Annotated in this window: 22 protein-coding genes; 10 read left to right on the plus strand and 12 right to left on the minus strand. The window is 57.3% G+C overall.

Translation table 11 applies throughout. The annotated features are described in order from the left end of the window. Window positions 1-3 precede the first annotated feature (3 nt). Complete coding sequence (locus DHN10_RS07240) at window positions 4-795, minus strand: 23S rRNA (adenine(2030)-N(6))-methyltransferase RlmJ (RefSeq protein ID WP_108814606.1); 792 nt, start codon at window positions 793-795, stop codon at window positions 4-6. Window positions 796-892: 97 nt separating this feature from the next. Here DHN10_RS07240 and DHN10_RS07245 point away from each other — a divergent pair, with 97 nt between their 5' ends. After that, window positions 893-1,669 carry a MipA/OmpV family protein gene (locus DHN10_RS07245; RefSeq protein WP_159086949.1) on the plus strand — a complete coding sequence of 259 codons (777 nt, stop codon included), beginning with the start codon at window positions 893-895 and terminating at the stop codon, window positions 1,667-1,669. Here the strand turns inward: DHN10_RS07245 and DHN10_RS07250 are convergent. The 3 genes from DHN10_RS07250 to DHN10_RS07260 form a co-directional block, all read right to left on the minus strand. Then, the gene (locus DHN10_RS07250; protein ID WP_108814608.1) at window positions 1,666-3,309 is read right to left on the minus strand and encodes a CTP synthase; all 1,644 of its coding nucleotides are present in this window, start codon (window positions 3,307-3,309) and stop codon (window positions 1,666-1,668) included. The two genes, DHN10_RS07245 and DHN10_RS07250, sit on opposite strands and share 4 nt — an antisense overlap. Before the next feature lie 159 nt (window positions 3,310-3,468). Then, a complete protein-coding gene (secG, locus tag DHN10_RS07255) occupies window positions 3,469-3,822 on the minus strand; it encodes a preprotein translocase subunit SecG (protein WP_108814609.1) in 354 nt (117 codons plus the stop codon). A gap of 78 nt (window positions 3,823-3,900) precedes the next feature. After that, on the minus strand, window positions 3,901-4,296 hold the full coding sequence (locus DHN10_RS07260) for a DUF6524 family protein (RefSeq protein ID WP_108814610.1): 396 nt from the start codon (window positions 4,294-4,296) through the stop codon (window positions 3,901-3,903). A 146-nt stretch (window positions 4,297-4,442) separates the two neighbouring features. Here DHN10_RS07260 and DHN10_RS07265 point away from each other — a divergent pair, with 146 nt between their 5' ends. Then, window positions 4,443-5,735: an adenylosuccinate synthase gene (locus tag DHN10_RS07265; RefSeq protein ID WP_108814611.1), complete on the plus strand. Its 1,293-nt coding sequence runs from the start codon at window positions 4,443-4,445 to the stop codon at window positions 5,733-5,735. Between the two features lie 6 nt (window positions 5,736-5,741). Further along, window positions 5,742-5,957: a DUF2842 domain-containing protein gene (locus DHN10_RS07270; RefSeq protein ID WP_108814612.1), complete on the plus strand. Its 216-nt coding sequence runs from the start codon at window positions 5,742-5,744 to the stop codon at window positions 5,955-5,957. A 45-nt stretch (window positions 5,958-6,002) separates the two neighbouring features. On the opposite strand, the gene DHN10_RS07275 is transcribed toward DHN10_RS07270, so the two are convergent. Beyond that, the gene (locus DHN10_RS07275) at window positions 6,003-7,988 is read right to left on the minus strand and encodes a hypothetical protein (protein ID WP_108814613.1); all 1,986 of its coding nucleotides are present in this window, start codon (window positions 7,986-7,988) and stop codon (window positions 6,003-6,005) included. Between the two features lie 228 nt (window positions 7,989-8,216). Between DHN10_RS07275 and DHN10_RS07280 the strand changes: the two genes are divergently transcribed. Beyond that, window positions 8,217-8,792, plus strand: coding sequence for a thiamine diphosphokinase (locus DHN10_RS07280; RefSeq protein ID WP_234417076.1), 576 nt, complete (start codon window positions 8,217-8,219; stop codon window positions 8,790-8,792). Here DHN10_RS07280 and DHN10_RS07285 read toward each other — a convergent pair. From DHN10_RS07285 to DHN10_RS07295, 3 genes are read right to left on the minus strand one after another with little or no spacing between them, the layout of a single operon-like run. Beyond that, entirely contained in the window at window positions 8,734-9,645 is a 912-nt protein-coding gene (locus tag DHN10_RS07285) for a DMT family transporter (protein ID WP_108814615.1), read from the minus strand. The genes DHN10_RS07280 and DHN10_RS07285 overlap by 59 nt on opposite strands. 28 nt (window positions 9,646-9,673) lie before the next feature. Further along, window positions 9,674-11,047 (minus strand): L-serine ammonia-lyase, encoded by a 1,374-nt coding sequence (locus DHN10_RS07290; RefSeq protein WP_108814616.1) that lies wholly within the window; start codon window positions 11,045-11,047, stop codon window positions 9,674-9,676. A gap of 1 nt (window position 11,048) precedes the next feature. Beyond that, on the minus strand, window positions 11,049-11,735 hold the full coding sequence (locus DHN10_RS07295) for a glutathione S-transferase family protein (protein WP_108814617.1): 687 nt from the start codon (window positions 11,733-11,735) through the stop codon (window positions 11,049-11,051). Between the two features lie 164 nt (window positions 11,736-11,899). Between DHN10_RS07295 and rpiA the strand changes: the two genes are divergently transcribed. The 4 genes from rpiA to hflC all read left to right on the plus strand — a co-directional run bounded on the left by rpiA (window position 11,900) and on the right by hflC (window position 16,271). Further along, window positions 11,900-12,688, plus strand: a complete 789-nt coding sequence (rpiA, locus tag DHN10_RS07300; protein WP_108814618.1) for a ribose-5-phosphate isomerase RpiA — start codon at window positions 11,900-11,902, stop codon at window positions 12,686-12,688. A 38-nt stretch (window positions 12,689-12,726) separates the two neighbouring features. Continuing rightward, window positions 12,727-14,163: an FAD-dependent oxidoreductase gene (locus DHN10_RS07305; protein WP_108814619.1), complete on the plus strand. Its 1,437-nt coding sequence runs from the start codon at window positions 12,727-12,729 to the stop codon at window positions 14,161-14,163. A gap of 81 nt (window positions 14,164-14,244) precedes the next feature. After that, the gene (gene hflK, locus DHN10_RS07310) at window positions 14,245-15,393 is read left to right on the plus strand and encodes an FtsH protease activity modulator HflK (protein ID WP_108814620.1); all 1,149 of its coding nucleotides are present in this window, start codon (window positions 14,245-14,247) and stop codon (window positions 15,391-15,393) included. After that, window positions 15,393-16,271, plus strand: coding sequence for a protease modulator HflC (gene hflC, locus DHN10_RS07315; protein ID WP_108814621.1), 879 nt, complete (start codon window positions 15,393-15,395; stop codon window positions 16,269-16,271). Before hflK ends, hflC begins: the two co-directional genes overlap by 1 nt. Before the next feature lie 48 nt (window positions 16,272-16,319). Here the strand turns inward: hflC and DHN10_RS07320 are convergent, their stop codons facing one another. Next, window positions 16,320-17,003 carry a Crp/Fnr family transcriptional regulator gene (locus DHN10_RS07320; protein WP_108814622.1) on the minus strand — a complete coding sequence of 228 codons (684 nt, stop codon included), beginning with the start codon at window positions 17,001-17,003 and terminating at the stop codon, window positions 16,320-16,322. A gap of 297 nt (window positions 17,004-17,300) precedes the next feature. Here DHN10_RS07320 and DHN10_RS07325 point away from each other — a divergent pair, with 297 nt between their 5' ends. Next, window positions 17,301-18,689, plus strand: coding sequence for a Do family serine endopeptidase (locus tag DHN10_RS07325; RefSeq protein WP_234417092.1), 1,389 nt, complete (start codon window positions 17,301-17,303; stop codon window positions 18,687-18,689). Between the two features lie 58 nt (window positions 18,690-18,747). Here DHN10_RS07325 and DHN10_RS07330 read toward each other — a convergent pair whose 3' ends face one another. The 3 genes from DHN10_RS07330 to DHN10_RS07340 are packed head-to-tail and all read right to left on the minus strand — an operon-like array spanning window position 18,748 to window position 22,299. Further along, window positions 18,748-19,236, minus strand: coding sequence for a GFA family protein (locus tag DHN10_RS07330; protein ID WP_306419259.1), 489 nt, complete (start codon window positions 19,234-19,236; stop codon window positions 18,748-18,750). Further along, window positions 19,131-21,227, minus strand: coding sequence for a TRAP transporter permease (locus tag DHN10_RS07335; protein ID WP_108814624.1), 2,097 nt, complete (start codon window positions 21,225-21,227; stop codon window positions 19,131-19,133). Before DHN10_RS07335 ends, DHN10_RS07330 begins: the two co-directional genes overlap by 106 nt. Before the next feature lie 58 nt (window positions 21,228-21,285). Continuing rightward, window positions 21,286-22,299, minus strand: a complete 1,014-nt coding sequence (locus DHN10_RS07340) for a TAXI family TRAP transporter solute-binding subunit (protein WP_108814625.1) — start codon at window positions 22,297-22,299, stop codon at window positions 21,286-21,288. A 183-nt stretch (window positions 22,300-22,482) separates the two neighbouring features. On the opposite strand from DHN10_RS07340, the gene DHN10_RS07345 reads away from it, so the two are divergent. Next, window positions 22,483-22,806, plus strand: coding sequence for a 2Fe-2S iron-sulfur cluster-binding protein (locus DHN10_RS07345; protein ID WP_108814626.1), 324 nt, complete (start codon window positions 22,483-22,485; stop codon window positions 22,804-22,806). The last annotated feature ends 8 nt before the right edge of the window (window positions 22,807-22,814 follow it).

A 22,814-nucleotide genomic window follows, 5' to 3' on the forward strand; every position in this document is an offset into this window, starting at 1 on the left:
GATTTACATAAGGTGGCCGAGGTTATCTTGGAAGAGGGAAGAGACATCAGTCGCCGCTTCGGCAAATCCATAAGGGGCATTCACGACGAACAACCCCGATCCCACCATGCGGTGCCCTTCACGCGCAGGGGGAAAACGGACTTCATGGGTGACGGCCTCGGGGAGGGCGGCCTGCAATTCGCGGATCATGGGTTTGTGCGGAGCGTCGGTCAGGATCGGATACCAGAGCATGATCACACCCACCCCCCACTTGCGATGGATTTGGGCGATGGTTTTGGGGATGGTCTGATAATCCGCTTTGACCTCAAACGATGGGTCAATCAGCAACAACCCACGCCGTGGCTCTGGCGGGCAAAGCGACAGGGCCATTTCCCAGCCATCCTTTTGGCGAAAGACACCGCCGTAGGGGGCCATATTGGCCTGAAGGGCGGCAAACTCTTGCGGGTGCAACTCGGACAGATGGATACTGTCGACAGGGCGCAACCCTTCAGCGGCGACCAGCGGAGAGCCGGGGTAAGCATCTGGACCATGTGCATCGGCAATACGCGCCAATGTCTGGGCGTAAGGGTGATTGGGGGCAAACCAATTGCGGGCCATTGCGATGCCTTTGGCGGCTTCGCCGGTTTTCAGGGCGGCGTCATCGGTCAAATCATAAAGGCCACGGCCTGCATGGGTTTCAAGGTAACTCAGCGGTTTGTCCTTGCGGATCATGTAGGACAGAACCCATGCCAAAAGGCTGTGCTTATGCACATCCGCCAGATTTCCAGCATGATAGATATGTTGATAAGACAGCATGACAGAGAAGCCTTTGGCGATGTTCCGTCAAAGCGCCTAACCTATGGCAAGGGGGCTGTCTATTAGACTTGCTTGCATGGTGGCAGGCGCTACACTTATGCTCAAGCTTAGAAAGGTCGCGCAATTGTTCCGTATTATGACCCTTGCAGCACTGGTTGCCTGCCCACTTGCGGCCTCGGCCCAAGATGGTGATGGCGGCATCTCGTTTCGTTTCGGGCTTGGGCCATCGCTCGGACCTGGGTATTTCGGGGACGAAGATACCGATGCCGGCGTTGGCGTGAAATTCAAACTTGAAGAGTTACGGTTCGGCGGGTTGTCATCTGGCGGCGGTGCGGACAATTACGGCCTGGGTTTTGGTGGATCGTTCCGGTTTATCGGCGGACGTGACGCTGATGATTTCGACGAATTGTCGGGGTTGGCCGATATCGACCCCGCACTTGAAATCGGTGGCGGGCTGGAGTTCACGGCGCGCGACTACGAGGTTTTTGCTAAGGTCCGCTATGGCGTGATCGGGCATGAATCATTTGTGGCCGTCGTTGGCGGTGACCTGTTTTACCGCCCAACGGATCAACTGACGTTTAGGGCGGGTCCGCGTGTCTTGCTTGGTGATGATGACTACGCACAGACGTATTTTGGGGTGAGCCCGGCTGAGGGTTTGGCCAGCAGCTTTGAGTCTTATGACGCCAGAGGCGGTATCATCAGCGCCGGGGCAAAGGCCGAAGCGACCTATGCCATCAATGATGACTGGGAAGTAGTCGGGACGCTGCGCTATGACCAGTTGCGCGATGACGCAGCAGGCAGCCCCATCACTCAGTCAGATGAACAGCTCAGCGGTAGCATTGTGTTGACCCGCCGGATCACGCTGGGGTTCTAGACCAGACGCGACGTCTCAACCGCGGCGCGCACAAAATCAGCAAACAGTGGATGTGGCGCAAAAGGCTTTGACTTCAACTCCGGATGGAACTGGACACCGATGAACCAAGGGTGATCTGCCCATTCCACAATTTCGGGCAACTTGCCGTCGGGAGACATGCCAGAAAACCGCAGCCCTGCTTTTTCCAGCGTCTCACGGTATTTAACGTCAACCTCATAGCGATGACGATGCCGTTCTTCGATGGAAGTGCCGCCGTAAACCTCGGCTACTTTGGACCCTTCGGTCAGCGTCGCGTCATAGGCGCCCAGACGCATGGTGCCGCCTTTGTCATCATCTGCCTTGCGTGCCACCATATGGTTGCCCTGCACCCATTCCTTGAGGTGGTAAACAACAGGTTCAAACCGTTTCTTGCCGGCTTCGTGGTCAAATTCCTCAGACCCGGCTTTCTTCATTCCCGCCACGTTCCGTGCAGCCTCGATCACGGCCATTTGCATGCCTAGACAGATGCCCAGATAGGGGATTTTCTTTTCGCGGGCGAATTGTGCCGCCTTGATCTTGCCTTCGGTGCCGCGTTCGCCAAAGCCGCCGGGGACAAGAATGGCGTGATACCCTTCAAGGAAGGGGGCTGCATCTTCGCGGTCAAAGAGTTCTGCATCAACCCATTCGATCTTGACCTTCACCCGGTTGGCCATACCGCCATGGGTCAGGGCCTCGGCGATGGATTTATAGGCATCCTCAAGCTGTGTGTACTTGCCAACAATGGCGACCTTCACTTTGCCTTCGGGGTTATGGATGCGGTCGTAGACATCGTGCCAGACGTGCAGTTTCGGGGCCGGAGCGGGCGAAATGCCAAACGCGTCCAAAACCGCCTGATCAAGGCCCTGATCGTGATAGGCCAGCGGGGCCTCATAGATCGATTTCAGATCATAGGCTGCTACGACACATTGCTTGCGCACGTTGCAGAACAGCGCGATTTTCTCGCGTTCTTTTTCCGGGATCGGATGTTCGGAGCGGCAGACAAGAATATCAGGCGCGATGCCGATGGATTGCAGTTCTTTGACAGAGTGCTGGGTGGGTTTGGTTTTCAGCTCACCAGACGCTGCCAGATAAGGCAGCAGCGTCAGATGCATGAAAATACACTGGCCGCGCGGTTTATCATGGGCGAATTGACGGATCGCTTCGAAAAACGGCAGGCCTTCGATGTCCCCTACAGTGCCGCCAATCTCGCAAAGCATGAAATCGACCTCATCTTCACCAATGGCGAGGAATTCTTTGATCTCATTTGTGACATGGGGGACGACTTGAATGGTCTTGCCCAGATAATCACCGCGCCGTTCCTTTTCCAACACGTTGGAATAGATGCGCCCGGAAGACACGGAATCTGTTTTGCGGGCAGGCACTCCGGTAAAGCGTTCATAGTGCCCAAGGTCGAGGTCGGTTTCCGCCCCATCGTCGGTCACAAAGACTTCGCCATGTTCAAACGGCGACATCGTGCCGGGGTCGACGTTCAGGTAAGGATCCAGTTTGCGCAGGCGAACGGAATAGCCGCGCGCTTGCAGCAAGGCACCCAATGCGGCCGAGGCCAGACCCTTGCCAAGTGAGGAAACCACACCACCGGTGATAAAAATATAACGTGCCATCGGTAGGGGACCCCCGTGAAATCTTCCAAAAACTGTGGGAAAGCGAACCGCAAAATTCGCATCATCACGGGATTTAAGCCTTAGCGGATTCGGGCGCTTTTGGCAACCGTTGACCCAACATCATGTTGCAGCAAATGTTTTTGCTGCAACGTCTAGTGGTTAGTCGCCTGAAGGGACCAAAGGTGCATCATCAGATGTTGGAGGCAATAGGCTGTCACCCAGATCGGGAACTTCGACGCCTTCTTCCGTCGGCTCAATCCCCAGACGGTCGGCCACGGAAGAACCTGCTGAATTGCTTGCTGAAATCAGTGTCAGCGCAATTGACGTGCAAATAAACGCAATCGCCAGCAACCATGTAAACTTGCTCATCGCTGTGGGCGCCGGGCGTGACCCGGTTGCGCCACCGCCACCGCCGCCCATGCCAAGACCACCGCCTTCAGACCGTTGCAATAGAACGGTACCGATCAATGCAAGCGCAAGGATCAGGTGGACAATGAGGACGACGTTTTCCATGTGAGGCCTTTCAGGGCGTTCGCGAACACGCGGTATCTAAAAGCTGCGTCGCCGTCCCGCAACCCCTTGGATGCGCCTTTATTCGTCCACGTCATCCATGTCAGCCTGTCCAGACAGGCGTCTGCGCACAATCGACCATGACAAACCGATGGCCAGCACGACCGAAAGGGCCACAATGGCGATCCATGTGTTGATGGTCGGATTATCCAAACTGATGATTCCCTGATCAAACAACACCCAAAGCAGGGTGCCCACAACTGCCAGCACCAGCACCATGCCGAAGATGCCGATTGAACGCAGCGTAGCGCGCAGATAAATGATGTAACCCACCAAGAGGATCAGGCCGAAAAGAACGGTCAGCGATAGGCTTGTTTCATAGTTGGCCATGCTCCAGCTGACATAGTTCCACTGTGTTGGATTATATGTCGCTGCCAGCAACACAAACGCGAAAATCCATCGAATAATGAAACCCATGATTTGCCTCTTGCCCTTGACGTTGGGGCAGACAATGCCGGGGCGGTTCTAGGCTGTCCAGCCCGGTATTTGCGCAAATTTGCGGTTCCCCCGCGCGGGGAGCGGCGATATAGGGGGCACGCACCCGAGCAGAGGAACGGATTCTTATGGCGAATGTAGTGGTTGTTGGCGCCCAATGGGGTGATGAGGGCAAAGGCAAGATTGTCGACTGGCTCTCGGAACGGGCTGATGTGATTGCCCGCTTTCAGGGGGGGCACAACGCAGGCCACACATTGGTCATTGATGGTGAAGTTTATAAATTGCACGCGCTGCCGTCTGGCGTGGTGCGCGGTGGCAAGCTGTCGATCATTGGCAACGGCGTTGTTCTGGACCCCTGGCACCTGCTGGGCGAGATCGAAACGCTGCGCGCTCAGGGCGTCACCATCACGCCAGAAACACTGATGATCGCCGAAAATACCCCATTGATCCTGCCATTCCATGGCGAGTTGGATCGTGCCCGCGAAAGTCAGAACTCGGTTGCAAAGATCGGTACGACAGGGCGCGGCATTGGTCCGTGCTATGAAGATAAGGTCGGGCGCCGGGTGATCCGCGTTGCCGATCTGGCCGACGATGCCACGCTTGAGCTGCGCCTTGATCGCGCGTTGATCCACCACGATGCGTTGCGCCGGGGTTTGGGGCTCGAGCCTATCGACCGCGATGCTGTGCTGGCCAAGCTGCGCGACGTGGCGCCGGCTATCCTTGAATATGCGGCCCCGGTTTGGAAAGTGCTCAAGGAAAAGCGCAAAGCAGGCAAACGCATTCTGTTCGAAGGGGCGCAGGGTGCACTTCTGGACATTGATTTTGGAACTTACCCCTTTGTGACGTCATCAAATGTCATCGCAGGGCAGGCCGCCACTGGCGTGGGTGTCGGCCCCGGTGCCATCGATTTCGTGTTGGGCATCGTCAAAGCCTACACCACACGCGTCGGCGAGGGGCCATTCCCGACTGAGTTGGACGATGACGACGGCCAACGCTTGGGCGAGCGCGGTCATGAATTTGGCACCACAACCGGGCGTAAGCGCCGTTGCGGTTGGTTTGATGCCTGTCTGGTGCGCCAAACATGCGCGACCTCTGGGGTTTCGGGCATTTCATTGACCAAGCTGGACGTGCTGGACGGGTTTGAGACGCTCAAAATCTGTGTGGGCTATGAACTTGACGGCAAGACGCTCGACTATCTGCCCACTGCGGCGGACGAACAGGCCCGTTGTACGCCCATCTACGAGGAAATCGCCGGTTGGTCGGAATCCACCGAAGGCGCACGGTCCTGGGCGGATCTGCCCGCGCAGGCCATTAAATACGTGCGTCGTATCGAAGAGTTGATCGACTGCCCGGTTGCCCTAGTTTCCACCTCACCTGAAAGAGACGACACCATTCTGGTGACGGATCCTTTCGCGGATTGAGGAACGATGACTTTTAAAGCGCGCAAACGGCTGGCAATTTTCGTGTTGGTGGTGGGCTTGCCCGTCTACATCGTACTGGCTGTCACCTTGATGGGCGAGGCGTCACGCTTTCCCAAAGTCGTTGAATTCTTGATCTATGTGGTGCTTGGCATTGGTTGGGCCTTCCCGTTGAAATGGGTATTCAAGGGGATCGGGCAACCTGACCCGGATCAGCACCACTAGACGTAAAAAAGGCGGGGACATCCCCGCCTTTTCTGTTCTAGATGATTAGCCCTGTGCCGCTTGCGCACCATCCGGGCGATAGTCAGAGCTATCAGAAACCCGGAACCGCCCATTGTCCAACTTCACGATCTTGGCAAGGCGAAGCAGGCGGCCAAAGGCGCGCAAACCGTCTTCGCGGCTGATCTCCTGACCGGTCGCTGCTTGCACTTTCTTCATCACCTGCGGACGAGAGAAGTCATCCTCTGATTCCACATAGTAAAGATAGGCTGCTGCCGCTTCGATCAGATCAATGGTCTCAACAGCACCCTGCTTGGCTGCGAGCTCGCGGAACCCGTCAGCGTTGGTGACCTCAGAGGTTTCCTTGGTTGCCGCTATCTGGCGCAAGCGTTGTGATGCGGCGTCCATCGGTTTGGCCGCCGGTGTATCCTCGGCTGCAGCGGGAGCTGCAGCAGGCGCTTGTGGAGCTGCTTCGATTTGTGCGGCGTAGTCGGCAATCGCATCGGGCGTTTCTTCCAGCACAACTGTTTTGACCAGTTTCAGCGGCGGTGCCGCGGGCGGTGGTGTCTGGCTGCGTTCTTCCGCGTCATGTGCGCCAAGGTCATCCTTGAATTGCTCGCCTACATCTTTTGCATCCGCCCCATCATCACCCAATTGGCGCGCGGCCTCGGTGGCGGCGACAGCTGCCTTGAGTTGGGCAAACGCATCGCGGTGGCGTCGGCTTTCGGGTTGGTTGAGGTGCTGGTCGGTCTGCGACAGGATCCGGCTCATGGCATCATCGACGCTGCGAGGCAGGCCGTGACGGGCCAGCTCATTGCCCTTGCGTGCTGCCAATTCGGCTGCAACCTTGGCCACTTCGGCCTGCAGATCAAAGTCGTCGTCATCATCATCATCGTCTGACGCCTGCGGCGTCTGGGCTGCATCCTTCGCGGTAAGAACCAATAGTCCAGTGTCAGACGCCGTTTCCGGGGTGGGCTCTGGTTCAACAGCAGGCTCTGCGGCTTCGACATCTTCGGCAGTGTCTTCTGCCTCTTCCTCATCAAAATCGTCTTCGGCGACGGCTTCTACCGCTTCAAGCGCCTCGTCTGCGTCCGCGAGGCTCTCATCTACTGCAATGACATCATCTTCGGCTTCGCTGGTCTCTGCCACGGCATCAACTTCGATATCATCGTAGTCGTCGGCGTCAGCCTTATCAGCCGACGCATCTTCCTCCATTGCGTCTTCGGCGACATCCGGGTCATCGGTATCGTCCATCGTCGCCTCAGCACCACCCAGATCGGCTTCTGTCACGGCGTCCGAAAGCGGTGCATCCTCGTCCACCGCTGCCTGATGTTCCATCTCTGGAGCAACAACTTCGCCATTTTCAGCAAAATCCTCGGCGTCCAGCGCCGCAAGATCGTCCTCAGACACCACCTCTTCCGAAGACTCCGGTTCAGCGGCTTGCGCCGCCAGTTCGCTCAATCGCTGTGAAAGCGGGTCGGCATCCGCAAAGCTGTCCTCGGGATCAACTTCATCCTCGGCATAGACTTCTTCGGTGTCCTCTACCGGACCCTGCTCAACAACCTCGCGAATACGCTTGAGCTTGTCGGCAACGCTGTCTTCCACCGCGTCATCTTCCGACACGTCGCTTTGATCGGCGAATTCAATCTCGTCAACTTCAATGTCGTCGGCGTGTGCATCATCAGACCAGATGTTTTGCTCCGCCGCGTCCTCGGCAGCCTCTGCCGTATCGTCATCATCCAGTAGTGCGCCTGCAGCAACACCCGCAGCAGCGGCCGCGCCGGCGGCACGCAGACTGACGTTCTGGCCTTCGCCTTCGATCTCGACTGGGACGCCTGATTGCTCTTCGGTCAGACGGGCCAGCGTATCCATGTCAGGCGCTTGCGGCTCTAGATCCATGAACCGGTCATGGCCTGCCAGATCATGGAAATACGACACAACCGTCTTCATCGTCTCAACGGAATCTTCAAATCCCTCAAGCCGGCAGGAAAAGGTCCCATAGGTCACATCAAGAATCTTGTTGGCATCATCCATGCGTATTCGCTTTCCCAGTTAATCAGCAGTTGCCCGCTGGACAGACAGTGGTTCTTAGTCAAAAACAGCATCACGTTACATTCAGGCTCATTTTGTGACCCTTTTGGGGAATGTTTGTGAATTGAGGTGCAATCCGTGTCTTGTGAACCCATTGTTTCTACTTCTAAACCAGTCTGCCTCGTAGGGGGAGCCTCCGTCACAAAAAAATCGATTTCGGCGGTTTCACCCTTGATAGACAGGTATATCGGTGTGGATGGTGGCGCGGATCACTTGCTGGATGCGGGGGTGACGCCTGCTGCGGTGATTGGTGACCTTGACAGCCTATCGTGCCGCGCGCGTGCCACATTTGCTGATCTGCTTCACCCCGTGGACGACCAGTCTACCACAGATTTTGAGAAGGTATTGCAACGGGTCGAGGCCCCAATGATGATTTGCCTCGGCTTTACTGGCGGGCGCATGGATCACACGCTTTCGGTGCTCAACGTCATGGTCCGCTTTGCCGACCGCGCAGTCGTGCTGGTCGATGAGGATGATGCGAGCTTTCTGGCCAATCCGGGCCAGACGCGCCTTGCTCTGCCCGTTGGCACCCGTGTGTCGATCATGCCATTGGGGGCGGCCACCGTTTCGGTACAGGGATTGCAATGGTCCTTCGCTGATCAACTGATGACACCGGACGGATTTACCAGCCCGTCCAACGCGGCCAGCGAAGAGGAGGTCACGATCACCACCGATGGACCGGTGCTCATCACGCTGCCGCAGGATTGTCTTCAGACTGCTTTGATAGCCGCCGTTCGCGCAGGATGATGTAAAGACCAGCGGCCACAGTGATGCAGATACCGATTGCGGCCAGCCCATTGGGAAGGTCTGCGAAGACAAGCCACCCAATAGCGGTGCCAAAAGGAACTTCCAGATACTGCATCGGTGCCAGCGTTGAAGCAGGCGCAAAGCGCAGGCTCCATGTCATGAAAAGATGGGCCAGCGTGCCAAGCACACCCAATGCCGCAAGAAGCCAAAGCGAAGTGACGGAAAGCGTGATGGGGGACGGCCCCGCTAAATCCGGCCTTATCAGTAGAGCCGCGACAAGTAGCACGGTGGCTTGCATCCCGCTGATCGCCTGCAGTTTGATCGGATCCAGCGCCCGCGCAATTTTGCGGGTCACCATCATGAAAAGCGCAAAGATCACCGCAACACCCAAGGGCAGCAAAGCAGGTGCGCCCACCTCGGCAAAGTTTGGCTGGATCACCAAAAGCGTGCCAACAAAACCGACCGCGCAGGCTAACATACGGTGCAGGCCGACGTCCTCTCCCATCACAAAATGCCCCAAAACCAGCATGATAAAGGGCATCACAAATGCGATGGCCAATGCGTCTGCCAGCGGCAGATAGCGTAGGGCGCTGAACATCAGACCGATGCCTGCGATATGCAAAAGGGTGCGCAAAACAGTCCACCCCAGAAGGCCCAACGGCAGGCGAAAACCCGCGCCACTCAGCGCAACCAGCGGCACAAGGATCACCGCTTGGATGCCAAAACGAACGAGCAGCAAGAGCCCCAGTGCAACGCTGCCCCCAAGCAGCTTTGCGATGCTGTCACCCAAAGGTGCAAGCACACAAAAGGCCAGCATCAGCATGACCCCTAGAAAAGGACGGTCTGTGTTCATCCAGGCAGCCTATGCCCGTTTTGAACCCCTAGCAATTCGGGACGTTTACAGCCAAACCACCCAGTGCTGTTTCTTTGTATTTTTCGCTCATATCGGCACCGGTCTGGCGCATTGTTTCAATGGCCACATCCAGTGCAACCAGATGCTTGCCATCACCGCGCAAGGACAGTGACGCGGCTGAAACAGCCTTGATCGCCCCCAGCCCGTTACGCTCGATGCACGGAACCTGCACCAGCCCTTTGACAGGATCGCAGGTCATGCCCAGATGATGCTCCAATGCAATCTCAGCGGCGTTTTCGATCTGCTCTGTGGTGCCGCCAAGAACGGCCGCAAGGCCGGCCGCGGCCATGGCGGATGCGCTGCCCACTTCGGCCTGACACCCGCATTCAGCCCCCGAGATCGAGGCGTTGAACTTGATCAACCCGCCAATCGCCGCCGCCGTCAGCAAGAATTCAGGCATCCGTGCCACGGTGGCACCCGGCACATGGTCCAGCCAATAGCGAATCGTTGCCGGCACAACGCCTGCAGCGCCGTTTGTGGGGGCTGTGACAACCTGCCCACCGGCGGCATTTTCTTCATTCACGGCCATCGCATAGGTCGACATATAATCGTTGATGGTATGCGGAGCCGTCAGGTTCATGCCCCGCTCCGCCAAAAGCGCGTCATAAATGCCCTTAGCGCGGCGGCGCACTTGCAAGCCGCCGGGCAGAATACCGTCGGTCTCTAACCCCCGCGTGATGCAATTGTTCATGACCTCCCAGATCCGGGCAAGGCCTGCATCCAGATCGGCTCCGGCCATCCGTGACAGTTCATTGGCGCGTTTCATCTCGGCGACGGATTTGCCCGCGCGTTCAGCCATATCCATCATCTCTTGACCGGTATGGAAAGGGTAGGGCACAGGCGCGCCTGTGTCGCTGTCCTTGCCGGCGGCCAATTCCGCATCGGTCAGAACAAAGCCGCCGCCGATGGAATAATAAGTCACCTGCGTGATGACATCGCCTTGCCCGTCGGTGCCACGCAAGATCATTCCATTGGCATGGCCGGGCAGGGGCGGGCCGTAGTCAAAGATCACATCGTCCTTTGCATTGAACGTCAACGTGCCAAGCCCATCTGGCATGACAGTCTGTTCTTCGCGAATGCGCTCCAGCTCTGCCTCTGCCTTGGCCGCGTCGTAATCATCGGCCCTGAACCCTGCCAATCCAAGGATCACAGCGCGGTCGGTGGCATGGCCCACGCCGGTAAAGGCCAGACTGCCGTGCAGGGAGGCCTGCACACCCGCAACCGCGAAGGGCTGCGCGCGCAGGTGATCAAGGAAACGCGCCGCCGCGACCATGGGGCCGATGGTATGGGACGACGACGGGCCAACGCCGACCTTGAACATATCGAAAACGGATAGAAACATGCTAAAGAGCACTCCCTTCAGGTGGATCGCAAGGCGATGGGGCGGAAAACGGTGTCGGGCCCAGCCCTTCAGCCGCCGCGACGTTTAGAGTGGCCGGGCGCTGTTCAGCGCGCCGGGCAAAGGCATGTAGGCGCGGCCATTGTTGCAAGTCAAACCAAGTGGTGCCGCCACCATAAAGAGCGGCCCATCGCAGCATCGGCCCAAGATAGCAGGCCTGTGCGCTGGCAGCCTCATCATCAAGCCAAGGGGTTGTCTCGCTGGCGCTCAGCACGTCAAGGTGGGCAATCAGGCGCGCTCCGGCTTTCTGTCGCAGCGCTGCGGTGTCGCCATCAATGTATTGGTCGGGGTAAAATATCATCCGCAAGTTGGGGTGCAGTGTATTGGCCAGCCACATCATCCATTGCAACGCGTATTGCCGCTCTGGCGTGCCGGGGGCGGGCATGAGATCGCCCTGCTGTTCGGCCAGCCAAAGAATGATCGCAGCTGTCTCAAACATCGGGCCATGCTGTGTTTCCAGCACAGGGATCAGCCCGTTGGGGTTCAACAGTAGGAAATTCGCTGATTTTTGGGCCCGCATGGCGCGATCCACCAGAACGGTGTCATAAGGCAAATCAAGCTCAGCCAAGGCCAATCGCACGCAAAGCGAGGCGTTGTCAGGAGCATAGTGAAGGCGCAGCGGAGCAGTCATGCGCGGACGCTAACGGATCGATAACGCGCCGTCGCTTCAAATCCGACCTTTCACCCCAAAAAGGCGCTCAGATCAGGCTCTTGTGACCTTGCCCTAATTCCGCTCTCGCACCCCGCTGCAATCTTGCTTATAACCCCACTGAAATCTTTGTTGGAGTGGGCCCCATGAGTAGCGAATTATCCCCCATCGACACCGCTAAATTCATCGCGGCCAAACAGGCGACGGAATATGTCGAAAGTGGCATGAAAGTCGGTCTGGGGACGGGATCGACGGCGGCTTGGTTGGTGCAATGCCTGGGCGAGATGGTCCGCGATGAGGGCCTGAAGATCAAAGGTGTGCCAACGTCGGACCGCACCGCGAAACTGGCGCGTGAAGTGGGCATTGATGTGGTGACATTGGACGAGGCCAAATGGCTGGACGTCACCATTGATGGCACGGATGAATATGACGACGAACTGACCTTGATCAAAGGCGGCGGCGGCGCGCATCTGCGCGAAAAGATCGTGGCAACCGCCAGTGACCGCATGATCGTCATCGCGGACGCCAGCAAGAAGGTTGATACGCTGGGCGCATTCCCTTTGCCGATTGAGGTCCTGCCCTTTGGTTTGCCCGTCACCCACGGGCTGATCGAAGAAACCCTGATCGGGATGGACGTGCTGGGCCGTGATATCGTGCAGCGCATGGCCGGTGACACGCCCTACATCACGGATGAGGGCAATTTCATCCTTGATCTGCATCTCAAGCGGATTGGCGATCCACGTCAGTTAAGCCTGATCGTGAACCAGATACCTGGCGTAGTTGAAAACGGGTTGTTCATTGATATCTGCGATGTTGTCATTGTTGGCCATGGTGACGGCAAGGTGACCGTCCGTGACATCACCAATGACACGTCAGAGGTTGTACGTTTCGATTTGCGTGACGATGATAACATCTTCGCTGATATTGCTGACTGATCTCTTCCCCTATTAGACCCAAAGACGGAGCCTGCCTGATGACTTTTGACTACGACCTTTTTGTGATCGGTGGCGGATCAGGTGGTGTGCGCGCCGCGCGTGTGGCGGCAGCAACCGGTGCCAAGGTCGCATTGGCAGAAGAGTTCCGCATGGGCGGCACTTGCGTGATCCGGGGCTGCGTACCTAAGAAACTGATGGTTTTTGCGTCTGGTTATTCGGAAATGTTCGATGATGCGCGCGCCTATGGCTGGGACCTGGACGAGGGTGATTTCAACTGGCCGCGCTTTCGCGACAAGCTCCATGCAGAGCTGAGCCGCCTTGAAGGCATCTATCGCAAATTGCTGGATGGCTCCGGGGTTGAGATTTTCGACGCACGCGCAACGCTGAAAGATCCCCATACCGTCACCTTGTCGACAGGCAAAGATGTGACGGCAAAGCATATTCTGGTGGCCACGGGTGGGCGGCCTGTTCTGCCAGAGATTTCAGGGGCGGAACTGGGGATCACATCCAACGACATTTTCCTGCTTGATGAAATGCCCAAGAACATTCTGATCGTTGGCGGCGGCTATATCGCGTCAGAGTTCGCCTGTATCCTTAACGGCCTTGGTGTGAAGGTGACGCAATTCTACCGCGGCGCACAAATCCTGCGCGGCTTTGACGACGAAGCGCGCGGGCTGGTGGCCGAAGGCATGCGTGCCAAAGGTGTTGATCTGCATCTTGGCACGAACATCGTAGAAATGCGCGCGGCGACCGAAGATGACTTGAAAGGGCACGACCACGGCGTGCCCATGGAAGAAGGCAGGCCTGCGCAGCTGCCCCAGACGGGCACAGGCAAAGGTATCTGGGTAAAGGCCACCAATGGTCAGGAAGCAGTCTATGATCAGGTGATGTTCGCTACTGGGCGTGCGCCCAACACCGATGACATGGGGCTGCAAGCCGCAGGCGTAGAGGTGGGTCGCCGGGGCGAGGCTGTGGTCGATGACTATAGCCAGACGGCGGTGCCCTCGATCTATGCCATCGGAGATGTGACTAACCGTGTACAACTGACGCCTGTAGCCATTCGCGAAGGCATGGCCTTTGTGGAAACCGTCTTCAAAGGCAACCCAACACCAGTGGATCACGAATTGATCCCATCAGCCATCTTTACGCAGCCCGAAATGGGCACGGTTGGCCTGTCCGAAGAAGCCGCGCGCGAACAGGAACCCGTTGAGATCTACTGCACCTCGTTTAAGCCAATGAACCATGCGTTTGCGGATCGGGACGACCGTGTGTTGATGAAACTGGTGGTTAGCGTCGAAACCCGCAAAGTGCTGGGCTGTCACATTGTCGCGGACCACGCAGGGGAAATGATCCAACTGGCAGGTATTGCCGTCAAAATGGGTGCAACAAAAGAAGATTTCGACCGCACAGTGGCCGTTCACCCCACTATGGCGGAAGAGCTTGTGACAATGAAGGAACCGGTGCGGACCGCTTGAATTTGCACCAATAAGCCACACATGGCATTGCAAGGCGCGAACGAGAACTGCGCACCGATGAAAAGGAAGCATAGGGAAACGATGGCAGGAAATAACGGTGGCCCTTGGGGCGGCGGTGGAAATAACGGTTCAGGCGGGGGTGACGATGACAATCGCCCCAGCGGCGGGCGCAGGCCCGACAATGAAGGACCCAACATTCCCGAGATCGATGATCTGGTCAACAAAGGCAAAGAACAGCTGCGTGTGCTCATGGGCGGTGGCGGCGATGGCAGCCGACGTTCGGGCGGCGGCAGCGGTGGGCCAAACGGGCCACAGCTGACACGCGGCACTGTCGCGCTGGGCATCTTTGGTGCGGTGGCGCTGTGGCTTTTTGCGTCGTTCTATACTGTGCGCCCGGAAGAACGGTCTGTTGAACTGCTCTTGGGTGATTTCCTTGAAATTGGCGAATCTGGTCTGAACTTTGCGCCATGGCCCTTTGTCACGCGCGAAGTGATTGCAGTCACGACCGAGCGTAACATCGACATCGGCACCAGCCGGTCAGGGATGGACGCCGGTTTGATGCTGACGGGTGACGAGAACATCGTTGATATCGATTTTCAGGTCGTCTGGAATATCGACGACCCAGAGAAGTATCTCTTTAACCTGGCCAACCCACCACAAACGATTGAGGCCGTGGCCGAATCCGCGATGCGCGAGATTATCTCGCAATCCGATCTTGCCCCGATCCTCAACCGTGACCGTGGTGCCATTGCGGATCGTCTGGCCGATTTGATCCAATCCACGCTGGATAGCTACGATTCAGGTGTGACAATCATCCGTGTGAACTTTGACAAAGCTGACCCGCCAGAGCCGGTGATTGCCTCTTTCCGCGCCGTTCAGGATGCGGAACAGGAACGTGACCGGGTCCAGAACGTGGCAGACGCCTATGCCAACCAGGTTGTGGCCGAAGCACGTGGTCAGGCGGCTCAGATCCTCGAACAGGCCGAAGGTTACCGGGCACAGGTCGTGAACGAAGCCGAAGGTGAAGCCAGCCGTTTCTCTGCCGTTCTGGCCGAGTACGAAAAGGCACCAGAGGTGACACGCAAACGTCTGTATCTTGAAACCATGGAAAGCGTGCTGGGTGGTGTCGACATCATCCTGCTGGATGAAGGCGAAGGTGGAGGACAAGGCGTTGTGCCGTATCTGCCGCTCAATGATCTGCGTCGCAATACAACCGGAGGGTCAAACTAATGCGTAAGTCAGCATTCCTACTGCCCGCAATTGCGGTTATTGTGATCGGTGCTTTGTCTTCGGTATTTATCGTGGACGAACGCGAAAAGGCGCTGGTTCTCCAGTTTGGTCAGATCGTGAAAGTGCAGGAAGAACCCGGTCTGGGTTTCAAAATCCCGCTCATTCAGGAAGTCGTGCGCTATGACGACCGTATCCTGAGCCGTGATCTGGAGCCACTTGAAGTGACGCCATCGGATGACCGTCGTTTGGTCGTTGATGCATTTGCCCGTTACCGGATTGCAGATGTTGAACGGTTCCGCCGTGCTGTCGGTTCGGGCGGTGAAGAGGCCGCGGCGCGTCGTCTTGACAGTATCCTGCGCGCAGAAACACGTGAGGTTCTGGGTTCGGTGTCCTCTAACGATATCCTGTCTGTGGATCGTGCCGCATTGATGTTGCGCATTCGTAATTCGGCAATTGCCGAAGCGCAGGCGCTTGGTTTGCAGGTGATCGACGTGCGTTTGAAACGGACTGATCTGCCACCGGAAAACCTCAACGCCACATACGAGCGTATGAAGGCAGAGCGTGACCGCGAAGCCGCTGACGAACGTGCCCGTGGTAACGAGGCGGCCCAGCGTATTCGTGCGCAAGCGGATCGTACTGTGATCGAACTGGTCTCAGAGGCGGAACGCGAAGGCCAGATCATTCAGGGTGAGGCAGATGCCCGCCGGAACGAAGTCTTCGCAGAAGCCTTTGGCGCTGATCCAGAGTTCTTTGAATTCTACCGCTCTATGACCGCCTACCAGCGGTCCTTGCGGCCTGGCAACTCAACGATGGTTCTGTCGCCTGACAGCGAGTTCTTCAACTATCTGAAGTCTGACCAAGGTGCTGCAAGCCAATAGGCTCTGACAACAACAAAAAAGGGGCTGGCGGTTTCGCCAGCCCCTTTTTCATTCACCGGCGACGGGTTTGGCGTCGGGTGAAACGGCCAGCGACACCTTCACAGCCAAATCACGAGAGATCAGCGCCTCCAATGCCAGTTTCAGCCGGGGGTTCTTGCGCGATTGCCGCGCCAACGCATCGCGCGGCCATTCAAGCACTTCAGTTCCGGCTGGCAATGTTGTTGTAGCGGCACTGGGTTGTCCCATAAGATAGGCGACTTCGCCGATGAAGGTGGGGCCCGGCACCTCAAACTGCGCGGCGCCTTTGCGGACAGTGAAGTGCCCCGATGTGACATAATACAGCGCGTCAATCTCTTCGCCTTCGCGGGTCACAACACGTTCTTGATCGATCTTCATGCGCTTGGCCATCCGCATGACCTTTGAAAAATCACCCGGCTGGAGCTCATTGAAAAGCGGATAAATGTCCTTGTGTTCCTCGGGCAGCGACCAACTGGCGTTGCGGGCATAAAGGGCGGCCAATCCGATCAGGATCGCAACCAGTGTCAGGGTTGAAATTGCAATCGCACCCCAAAGCGGCGTTTCTGCTGCATAGAAGTAATACACAATGTAAAGCGAGGTGCTGCACAGCATGGTCAGACGCAGGTAGGTCTGGTTGATCAGCAGGTAACCGATGATCTGAACTCCGCCCGCACAGGCAACAAGAAAAGACGGGGACAGATCAAATTCAAACATGAGGATACTCTGAACTTTACGCGTTGTTGGCAAAGCAAAGGCAGAATTGTGCAACAATGCAAGCCATTACACACGAATTCTTCACACTGAATTGAGTCTTGGTGCGCGAAGTTTGCGTTGCACATTTTGTGCCCTACATAGAACATCATCAGGTGATAGGGTCGGCGTTGACCCGCCCCAAAGACATGAAAAGGAGATTTGCCCGTGAAATCCCAGGCAATCGCAATTCAACACCAACAGACGCGCAGCCGTCGGCTGATTGCGGCGCTTGTGACCGCTCTGGCCATCGCCTTTGCGATGGTTTTGGCACAGGTCACCGCCGCTGCCGCGCAATCGCGTCCTGCAACATTCGCGGATCTGGCTGAACAGGTCAGCCCATCGGTCGTCAACATCACAACCAGCACAACAATCGCTGGCCGCACCGGGCCGCAGGGTCTTGTGCCCGATGGGTCCCCGTTTGAGGATTTCTTTGATGATCTCGACCGTGGCCCTGATGAAGGTTCGCGGCGGTCTTCGGCACTTGGCTCTGGTTTTGTGATCTCTGATGACGGCTATATCGTGACCAACAACCACGTTATCGAAGGGGCCGATGAGATCCTGATCGAGTTCTACCCCGGTGGTGAACCCGGTGTACCTGCCGAATTGGTCGGCACCGACCCCAACACCGATATCGCTGTGTTGAAGGTTGATCTGGAAGGTCTGTCATTTGTGGAATTTGGCGACAGCAATGCCGAAGGCGCACGCGTCGGTGACTGGGTCATGGCCATGGGCAACCCGCTGGGGCAGGGCTTTTCGGTCTCTGCGGGTATCGTCTCTGCGCGCAACCGCGCGCTCTCTGGCACCTATGACGATTATATCCAGACGGATGCTGCGATTAACAGGGGCAACTCTGGTGGTCCACTTTTCAACATGGATGCTGAAGTGGTTGGCGTGAACACTGCAATTCTGTCACCCAATGGCGGCTCCATCGGGATCGGCTTTGCGATGTCCTCTGCCGTTGTCACCAATGTCGTGGATCAGCTGATTGAATTTGGCGAAACCCGCCGCGGTTGGTTGGGTGTGCGTATTCAGGATGTGACACCGGACATGGTTGATGCCATCGAAGGGCTGGACCTTGCACGCGGTGCTTTGGTCACCGATGTGCCCGCTGGTCCGGCAGAGAATGCAGGCATGCTGGCCGGTGACGTGATCCTGAATTTCGACGGGATCGAGATTGAGGACACCCGCGAATTGGTTCGCATCGTTGGCAACAGCCCTGTTGGCAAAGAAGTGCCTGTCGCCGTTCTGCGCGATGGTGACATGGCAGATCTGACCGTTGTTTTGGGCCGTCGTGAAACCTCTGAAGCTGTGGCATTCCCTGCCTCAACCGAGGAAAGCGAAGAGCCAGAGCAGTCCGAGATCCTTGGTCTGTCCCTGTCCGAGATCACGCCAGAGCTGACCGATCAGTTTTCGCTGACCGATGATACCGGTCTGGTGATCACCGCGATCAACCCAGAATCCGAGGCCGCGTCAAAAGGCTTGCTAGAAGGTGATGTGATCACCGAGGCAGGGCAAGAAGCGGTTGCGACCGTGGACGATCTGACCGCACAAGTCGAAGCAGCGGCCGAAGCTGGGCGCAAGTCGATCCTGCTACTGGTCCGTCGCGGCGGTGATCCGCGGTTTGTGGCGCTGGTGCTCGAAGAATAAGCCGCCTTAAGCGTTCAACAGATAAGGCGGTCCCGTCTGGGGCCGCCTTTTTGTTTGCTCAGCTCTGGTTTTGCGGCAAACCATCAGCGATGTCGTAGTAGTCGCCTTTCTCGGATACAAAGATATGCTGCGCGATTTTGGTATGGGTCGGCGTATCAAAAGCCCCCATCGCCACCGCTGTCCAATCGTGAAAAATGGGATCCCAAAACAGAGTTGAACCGCAGGTCTTGCAAAAACCACGCCGCACTTTTTCGGATGATTGATACCACCCTACAAACGCCTCGCCTGTAACCGTCAAGGCTGAGCGGGGAATATCGACCGACGCTTCAAAATGGCCCGAATGTTTGCGGCATGCTGTGCAGTGACATGCGCTAGGAGGCGGCAAATCGCCCTTGATTGCAAAGGTGACGTTCCCGCAAAGACAACTGCCCTGATGTATCGTCATGTTTGAACCTTTGCAGGCAATTGCCGGGCGTTGACGATCAGCAGCCCGATGACCACGGCAGCACCGGCAACGTTCATCCAAAGCAGGCCGGGCCAAATACATGCTAATCCGGCCAATCCAGACACCACACGCAGGGCTGGGTTCAGCACTGTTTCCATACAACCCTGCAATGCCCCAGCGAGCCCATAGATACCGACGACGCCAAAGCCAAACAGGACCAGCATCACCCCCCAGTCGCCCGACAACAGTGGTGTGTAGGCCATCATCAGCGGCACGATGTACAGGCCCTTGGCCAGTTTCCAACTGGCAATGCCCGTCGCCATCGCTGGGGCCTTGGCAATCGCCGCTGCGGTAAAGGCCGCGAGGGCCACGGGGGGTGTTACGTTGCTGTCCTGACTAAGCCAGAAGATAATCATATGGGCCGACAACAGTGCCGCAATCGCGATGTCTTGCGGGACGACCAGATCGCGCAGGGGGGCTGCGATCTCAAGCGGTAAGGCCCGGATCAGGTCGCGGGCCTCTTCAAAGTTCAGCGGGCCAACTAGCACTGTGGGGTCCGGTACGCCGATCATCAGGATGGCGCTTGCCGTCTCGGGCAGATTGCCGCTGGCCAGCGCGTCAATTACAAACCTATCCGCGATCATACCTGCAAGGGCAGGGGCGGATAATGTCGCCAGCACGATATAGGCTGCTGTCACTGGCAACCCCATGCCCAACACAAGGCTGGCAATCGCCACCATCACAATGGCAATCAGCAGGTTGCCACCCGCCCAATCGGCGATCATCAGGCTGAAGGTATTCCCAATACCCGCCGTCGCAATAACGTTCACAACAAGGCCCACTGCGCACAACAACACCGCCGTCATGATCATACCTTTGGTGCCCATAACGAGCGCCTCAAACACGGCGCGCGGGCCCATGCGGTTTTCCGTCAACCAACTTGACCCGATGACAGCCAAAATGCCGTAAACGGCTGCGTAGGCAGGCGTAAAACCTGACATCAACAGTGTGATCAGCAGTCCAATGGGAATGACAAAACTGGCGCCGCCTTTCCTAAAGGCAGAGCCAACCGTTTCGCCATCATTGGCCATGGGTTGCAGGCCCAGACGGCGTGCCTCAATCCGCACGAAGAAGACGACGGACAAGAAGTAGAGCAGGGCAGGCAGGGCCGCGACAGCGACGATGGTTTCATAAGGTATCTGGGTAAAGCTCGCCATGACGAAGGCGCCCGCGCCCATGATGGGGGGCATCAACTGGCCACCCGTGGAAGAGGCCGCTTCGACCCCGCCCGCGAATTTGGACGAAAAGCCTGCCTTTTTCATCAAAGGGATTGTGATCACCCCGGTTGATGCGGTGTTGGCCACAGCAGAACCGGAAATCGTCCCGGTGAGGCCAGAGGCGATGACGGCAACAATGCCGGGGCCTCCAACCAACCGGCCCGCGATGGCGCGCGCGATATTGATCACAAAATCCCCGGCACCAGAGCGTAGAAGGAACGCGCCAAAGATGATGAACAAAAACACAAAGGTCGATGAAATCCGGGCAATCGTTCCGAACATCGCGTCATCGCCAAAGATGGAACGGAAAGCGATTGATTCCCACGACAAGCCAGGGAATGAAAACACCCCGCCAATCAACTGGCCCCACCAGCCCACATAGGAAATGGCAATGACGATCAGGGCCGGGATCACCCAACCTGTCAGCCGCCGGGTCAGCTCAATCGCGCCAAGAATACAAATCACTGCTGCGATCCAATCCAGCGTGTTGAATTTGACGCTGCGGTCATAAATGCCCTGCTCGGCATAGGGCAGGTAGATGGCCGAAACGGCGATAAGGATGCCAAAGGTCAGATCAAATGCCAGAAGGGGCCCGCTGCGGGTTTTGCCCTTGATCATCGGGTGCAGCGCGGCCGCCAGAAAGGCGAACCCGGCGAAGTGAAAGGCGTTGCGGTGAAATTCTGTCATCAGTTGGGGATAAAGTGCGACGACAATATGCCCGACAGCGATCCCGAAACACAGCGCGGTCAGGGCAGCGTTTGGCTGCCCGATAAAGGCACGCAGGCCCGGTGCATCGGTTGGGGTTTCCTCTGACATGGGCGTCCCCTTGAATAAAGACCGGCCCGCGCCATGGATGGCGCGGGCCAGAGTTTGCTTAGTTGGCGATCAGGCGCTCGGGGATTTCGATCCCCTGTTCCTGATAGAACCGTGCCGCACCGGGGTGCAGTGGCACGGGCAAGCCTGCAATTGCGGCTTCAAGCGCCATGGCCTTGGTGGCCGGGTGGATCGCTTGCAGGAACGGCAGGTTTTCATAGATCGTCTTGGTGATCTGATAGACATTCTCATCTGGCAGATCGGCATGTGTCGCCAGAAAATTCGGCTGGGCGATCGTATTGATATCCGCGGCCTGACCGGGATAGGTCCCTGCCGGGATCACATAACGCGTCCAAAGGCCGCGGTCGCCATCCGCCATCGCCATCTGCTCATCAGTGAAGTCGAGCATGGTGACGCCGTCACCAGCCGCTGCCATCAACTGGCTGACCGCACCTGTGGGCACGCCTGCCGGTGTGCCGATGCCCTTGACCTGACCGTTTTGCAGCGCTTCGGCCGACGGGCCGTAACCTGCAAAGACCAGCTCATAATCGCTTTCGATATCAATGCCGAAACCGGACATGATGGTGGCGTTTGAACCGATCGTGCCAGAGTTCTGACGGCCAAGCGCCATCGCCTCGCCCTTTAGGGCGACCATATCCTCAATCGTGCCTGTGGTGGCCACGTCAGAAGCGACGACAAACTGCTCTACATTCTGCCACAGCATAGAGACAGAGCGCAGGTGGTCTTGTGGACCCGCATCAGCAACCGGACCGGTGCCAGAGGCTGCATAGTAGCCAAAGAGGCCCTGCAGAATGCCAAACTGTGCTTCGCCTTCGCGGATCAGACGGACGTTTTCGCCAGACCCGGCAGAGCTGATCGCGGACATGCCGATCTTTTGACGTGGTTCGAGCTTGACCTTCACAAGCGTGGAAAGGGCCACGCCGACGGGGTAGTAGGTGCCGCCGGTCGAAGCAGTCGCAAGGATATAGCTGGCCTCTTCGGCCTCTTGTGCCTGTGCCACAGGTGCAGCAAATGCAATGCTGGCCGCCAAGACGGCTTTGGATAAATACTTCATTGATCTCTCCCTATGTTTTGGGCCTCCCCGACCCAACGTAAGTGAATGGTAAGTGGAAAGGGGCAAGAGTCCACAGTACAGCGCCGCGTTCGGGCGATTGAATGGTGCATTTGGGGGTAGCGAGCGCAAGAATCGTACACTACTTAGGTCTTCAGATCGGTGGATTTCAAAGGAACAAGAAAAATGGCCAAGATTACCTATGTTGAACACGGCGGCAAAGAACACGTCGTGGATGTCGCCAACGGGCTGACTGTGATGGAAGGCGCACGCGACAACGGCATTCCGGGGATCGAGGCTGACTGCGGCGGCGCTTGTGCCTGTTCGACCTGCCATGTCTATGTGGATGACGCATGGGTGGAAAAGCTGCCTACAAAGGACGCCATGGAAGAAGACATGCTCGACTTTGCTTATGAGCCTGACGCCGCCAAATCGCGCCTAACTTGCCAGCTCAAGGTAACAGACGCGCTGGACGGTCTGCGCGTGCAGATGCCAGAAAAACAGATTTGATCCGCACC

Source organism: Loktanella sp. Alg231-35, assembly GCF_900143545.1.
In the GTDB taxonomy this organism is placed as follows: domain Bacteria; phylum Pseudomonadota; class Alphaproteobacteria; order Rhodobacterales; family Rhodobacteraceae; genus Yoonia.

What these genes read in the sequence shown, in the direction of transcription:
- DHN10_RS07240 (WP_108814606.1), bottom strand. Translation starts at nt 795, where the DNA reads ATGCTGTCTTATCAACATATCTATCATGCTGGAAATCTGGCGGATGTG.
- DHN10_RS07245 (WP_159086949.1), top strand. Translation starts at nt 893, where the DNA reads ATGCTCAAGCTTAGAAAGGTCGCGCAATTGTTCCGTATTATGACCCTT.
- DHN10_RS07250 (WP_108814608.1), bottom strand. Translation starts at nt 3,309, where the DNA reads ATGGCACGTTATATTTTTATCACCGGTGGTGTGGTTTCCTCACTTGGC.
- secG (WP_108814609.1), bottom strand. Translation starts at nt 3,822, where the DNA reads ATGGAAAACGTCGTCCTCATTGTCCACCTGATCCTTGCGCTTGCATTG.
- DHN10_RS07260 (WP_108814610.1), bottom strand. Translation starts at nt 4,296, where the DNA reads ATGGGTTTCATTATTCGATGGATTTTCGCGTTTGTGTTGCTGGCAGCG.
- DHN10_RS07265 (WP_108814611.1), top strand. Translation starts at nt 4,443, where the DNA reads ATGGCGAATGTAGTGGTTGTTGGCGCCCAATGGGGTGATGAGGGCAAA.
- DHN10_RS07270 (WP_108814612.1), top strand. Translation starts at nt 5,742, where the DNA reads ATGACTTTTAAAGCGCGCAAACGGCTGGCAATTTTCGTGTTGGTGGTG.
- DHN10_RS07275 (WP_108814613.1), bottom strand. Translation starts at nt 7,988, where the DNA reads ATGGATGATGCCAACAAGATTCTTGATGTGACCTATGGGACCTTTTCC.
- DHN10_RS07285 (WP_108814615.1), bottom strand. Translation starts at nt 9,645, where the DNA reads ATGAACACAGACCGTCCTTTTCTAGGGGTCATGCTGATGCTGGCCTTT.
- DHN10_RS07290 (WP_108814616.1), bottom strand. Translation starts at nt 11,047, where the DNA reads ATGTTTCTATCCGTTTTCGATATGTTCAAGGTCGGCGTTGGCCCGTCG.
- DHN10_RS07295 (WP_108814617.1), bottom strand. Translation starts at nt 11,735, where the DNA reads ATGACTGCTCCGCTGCGCCTTCACTATGCTCCTGACAACGCCTCGCTT.
- rpiA (WP_108814618.1), top strand. Translation starts at nt 11,900, where the DNA reads ATGAGTAGCGAATTATCCCCCATCGACACCGCTAAATTCATCGCGGCC.
- DHN10_RS07305 (WP_108814619.1), top strand. Translation starts at nt 12,727, where the DNA reads ATGACTTTTGACTACGACCTTTTTGTGATCGGTGGCGGATCAGGTGGT.
- hflK (WP_108814620.1), top strand. Translation starts at nt 14,245, where the DNA reads ATGGCAGGAAATAACGGTGGCCCTTGGGGCGGCGGTGGAAATAACGGT.
- hflC (WP_108814621.1), top strand. Translation starts at nt 15,393, where the DNA reads ATGCGTAAGTCAGCATTCCTACTGCCCGCAATTGCGGTTATTGTGATC.
- DHN10_RS07320 (WP_108814622.1), bottom strand. Translation starts at nt 17,003, where the DNA reads ATGTTTGAATTTGATCTGTCCCCGTCTTTTCTTGTTGCCTGTGCGGGC.
- DHN10_RS07325 (WP_234417092.1), top strand. Translation starts at nt 17,301, where the DNA reads ATGGTTTTGGCACAGGTCACCGCCGCTGCCGCGCAATCGCGTCCTGCA.
- DHN10_RS07330 (WP_306419259.1), bottom strand. Translation starts at nt 19,236, where the DNA reads ATGTATTTGGCCCGGCCTGCTTTGGATGAACGTTGCCGGTGCTGCCGT.
- DHN10_RS07335 (WP_108814624.1), bottom strand. Translation starts at nt 21,227, where the DNA reads ATGTCAGAGGAAACCCCAACCGATGCACCGGGCCTGCGTGCCTTTATC.
- DHN10_RS07340 (WP_108814625.1), bottom strand. Translation starts at nt 22,299, where the DNA reads ATGAAGTATTTATCCAAAGCCGTCTTGGCGGCCAGCATTGCATTTGCT.
- DHN10_RS07345 (WP_108814626.1), top strand. Translation starts at nt 22,483, where the DNA reads ATGGCCAAGATTACCTATGTTGAACACGGCGGCAAAGAACACGTCGTG.